Raw genomic sequence first — 3697 nt, forward strand, 5'->3', positions numbered from 1 at the left:
GCCGGACCCGGGCGCCGGACCGATCGTGGTGTCCATCGAATACGAGGTCGCCGCCGACCAGGTAGCCCCGTTCCTCGCGGCCATGGAGGCGATGCGCCGCTCACGGCTGCGCAGCGGCGCCTCCCGCTGGGAGCTCTACCGAGTCGGCGAAAACCCCGACCTGTTCACCGAGCAGTTCCAGGTGCCGACCTGGCGCGAACACCAGCTCCAGCACGACGGCCGCCTCACCGCCGAGGATCAGGCCATCGAGGACGCCGCCTTCGCCCATACCCTGGGCACACCGCGCACGCGCCACCTCATCCCACCAGAAAGCGCCCGCAATACTTCATCGCACCGTCCTGCGGACCACGACGCATAGTCGCCGGCGCCTCGGCGGCCGTCATCATCCTGAGGCCGAGTTCAGGCACCGGAGTAAGCCCACCACATGCCGAAGCTCCACTGGCTGCTCGGCGACCCGTTCACCCTGGCTCTCATGGTCGCAGCCGGCTGAGCGCTGCACCGCACCTTCAAACGTCGCACCGGCTCTGACCTAACGGATGCGCTGCCGCTGGGCGCGCTCGAGCCGCCTGAGCGATCGGGCGGAGTGTGACGAGCCCCGCGAGTACGCCCGGCGGTACACCGGGGTGCACGCCCACAGCACCCCGGCCAGCAGCACGGCAAGGAACAGGCCGACAACAGCTAGCAGTCCCACGAGCAGGTGAACCAACGGCGATTCCACCAGGTCAGTCTGCCCGCTGTGGACCGGACCGGGCCGTGTCAGAGCGTCAAGAGCGTGTCAATGTTTGTCCTCGTCAACCCGCGGCCGCCAACGTCTCGATAACTGTGCGAGCCTCACATGCGCTGGGCAGGCTGCGCGTGTGATCCGAGGTTCGGCGGCGGGGTGAGTACCTAGCACGCGACATGGCCGCGCAGCCGGTGCATGTACGTATAGGTGTACCTATAGTCGTGTCATGCCCAGCGGCGCCGTACGAGTTGGTCCTTGACGCCGTTCACCAGCCCGTGATCGAGGACCTCGACATCTAGTCCACACCTGACCGACCGCGGACGAGCCAACAGGCTCGCCCGGCTCTCCAGTGAGCGACGCCTCGGCGGCTGCACCAGCTCCACCAATTGCAGCACGGTGCTCGAACTGGTCGAGCCGAGCGCCGCCACCAGCCGGGTCGCCTCACAAACCTGCGGCTGCGGCACCGGCTCCGGGCCGCCGACGATGCTTGCGCCGATCGTCACGGCGGCAGCGGTCGCGGCTGTCATTGCGATGCAAAGGAGCAGGAGCCTATGCCCCTGTGATGATCCTTGCGTTTTACCCTTCAGGACTACGGCCCACATCGAGTGAGGAGACGAACATGGCGGTAGGAATATTTGCGGGCATCGCGGTGCGCGACTTCGACAGCGCCCTGGAGTGGTACAAGCGGCTGCTCGGTGCTGAGCCGGCCTTCTATCCCAACGACATCGAGGCGGTCTGGCAGCTGGCCGAGGATCGGCACGTTTACATCATCCGGGATCTCGGTCGGGCCGGCGGAGCTGTGAGCATGATTTGGGTCGACGACCCGGTCGCCGAGGTTGGAAAGATCTCCGCACGGGGCCTGGAGCCGGTCGACGTCGAGAAGCACGGCTCGGTCTGGAAGTACGTTTTCCACGACAGCGACGGCAACGAAACGGGAATCGGCGGAGAAGTCTCCACAACCGAATGATCACAGGCCCCCGCAGGACAGGCGCCTTCATCGTGTTGGCTCAGATCAGCGCACAGGCCACCGGCGACGCACGCGTATCCGGGCGCGGTAACCGGGCGGCGATACCGCGTCCGAGGTCAGGCCGTGCAGCGGCGCTCACGTACTGCCGGTACCGTTCCACCGCGGTTGTCGCTCGCCGCAGCGGCAGGGGCACGCGACGTTGGAAAGAGGCTTGATGAACGCCACGGACGACTTCGCGGTTCCGGCGGAGGTGGACGCCCCGGCACGTCGGCCACCGATCGGGGGCGCCTTGTCGCGGTGGTTGCTGCGCCACCAGGTGCAGCCCGTCGGGCCTGAGGCAGGTGAGGCCCATGCCAAGCCGCATGCCTGGTGGAAGGTGATGTCGCTGACCGGGGTGGACTACTTCTCCAGCCTGGCCTATGTACCGGCGATCGCCGCTCTCGCCGCCGGGGCCGTGTCGCCGCTGGCGACGCTGCTGATCGTTCTGCTGACCCTGCTGGGGATGCTGCCGATGTATCGGCGGGTGGCGAAGGAGAGCCCGCACGGCGCCGGGTCGGTGGCGATGCTGGAGAACCTGCTGGCCTTCTGGCAGGGCAAGCTGTTCGTGCTGGTGCTGCTCGGGTTCGTCGCCACGTCCTGGATCATCACCATCACCCTGTCCGCCGCTGACGCATCCGTGCACGTCGTCGAGAACCCGATTTTCGGCAGCGCAGTGCACGGTCACGAAGTGGCGCTCACGGTCGTCTTGCTCCTGCTGCTGGGTGGGGTGTTCCTGCTCGGCTTCAGCGAGGCGGTGACCGTGGCGATCCCGCTGGTTGCGTTGTTCCTTGGACTCAACGCCGTGGTGGTGGTGGCGGGGCTGGTGGATGTTGCCGGCAGCTCCGAGGCTTTCACGACGTGGACGAGCGCGCTCACCGCCGGTGGCGGATTCACTGATATCGCCGGGCCGGCTCTGCTGGCCTTCCCGTTGCTGGTTCTGGGGCTGTCCGGGTTCGAGACGGGCGTGAGCATGATGCCCCTGGTCGCTGCCGACGGCGAGAACGAGGATCAGCGCCTGCGGTCGCGGATCCGCAACACCCGCAAGTTGCTCACCGCGGCCGCATTGATCATGAGCGTCTACCTGCTGGCCGCGAGCTTCGTCACCACAGTGCTGATCCCGGCGCCGGAGTTTCAGCCAGGTGGAGCGGCGAACGGGCGCGCCCTCGCGTGGCTGGCCCATGAAGAACTGGGCGAGGTGTTCGGCACCGCCTACGACATCAGCACGATCCTGATCTTGTGGTTCGCCGGCGCATCGGCGATGGCCGGGTTGATCAACATCGTTCCCCGGTACCTGCCCGGTTACGGCATGGCCCCGGAATGGGGACGGGCCGTGCGTCCCGTGGTGCTGGTCTACACCGCCATCTGTGTCGTCATCACGATCGCATTCGGCGCTGACGTCAACGCCCAGGCCGGCGCCTACGCGACCGGCATCCTGGCAATGATGGTCTCCGGCGCCTTCGCCGTCACCGTCTCGGCGTGGCGGCGCCGGCAGCGTCTGGCGACCGCCGGGTTCGGGCTGCTGACGATGGTGCTGCTCTACGCTCTGGTCGAGAACATCATCGAGAAACCCGACGGCCTTGCCATTTCTGGTTTGTTCATCGTGGGCATCATCGCGGTGTCGCTGATCTCACGGGTGTCGCGCACGACCGAGTTGCGGGCCGACCGGATCGAGTTCGACACGGCCGCCCGGCAGTTCGTCACCGACTCGATCGCGTTTGATGGTGCGCTCAACCTCATCGCACACCGCCGCCAGCCCAGCGACGACGCCGCGCAATACGCGGCGAAGGAACGCGAGCAGCGCGGCAGCAACCCGGTGCCCGGCACGGCCGACGTTCTCTTCCTGGAAATCGACGTCGTCGATCCGTCAACCTTCAGCGAGGTCCTGGAGGTGCGCGGGGTCGAGGTCGAAGGGCACCGGATACTGCGCGCCGAGGCACCGGCCGGGCCGAACGCCATCGCGGCGATCC

Annotated in this window: 5 protein-coding genes; 3 read left to right on the forward strand and 2 right to left on the reverse strand. The window is 67.1% G+C overall.

Translation table 11 applies throughout. The annotated features are described in order from the left end of the window. Positions 1-358, forward strand: a 358-nt coding sequence (locus AB0M20_RS31975; protein WP_364304056.1) for an MFS transporter, incomplete at its 5' end; no start/stop codon positions are given. A gap of 171 nt (positions 359-529) precedes the next feature. Here AB0M20_RS31975 and AB0M20_RS31980 read toward each other — a convergent pair. Further along, positions 530-718 (reverse strand): hypothetical protein, encoded by a 189-nt coding sequence (locus AB0M20_RS31980; RefSeq protein ID WP_364304057.1) that lies wholly within the window; start codon positions 716-718, stop codon positions 530-532. Positions 719-948: 230 nt separating this feature from the next. Then, positions 949-1227, reverse strand: a complete 279-nt coding sequence (locus tag AB0M20_RS31985) for a hypothetical protein (RefSeq protein ID WP_364304058.1) — start codon at positions 1225-1227, stop codon at positions 949-951. A gap of 59 nt (positions 1228-1286) precedes the next feature. On the opposite strand from AB0M20_RS31985, the gene AB0M20_RS31990 reads away from it, so the two are divergent. After that, a complete protein-coding gene (locus AB0M20_RS31990) occupies positions 1287-1691 on the forward strand; it encodes a VOC family protein (RefSeq protein WP_364304059.1) in 405 nt (134 codons plus the stop codon). Between the two features lie 214 nt (positions 1692-1905). Beyond that, positions 1906-3697: amino acid transporter (locus tag AB0M20_RS31995; RefSeq protein WP_364304060.1), on the forward strand; the 1792-nt coding region annotated here is incomplete at its 3' end.

Source organism: Actinoplanes sp. NPDC051633 (genome assembly GCF_040681735.1).
GTDB lineage: Bacteria > Actinomycetota > Actinomycetes > Mycobacteriales > Micromonosporaceae > Actinoplanes.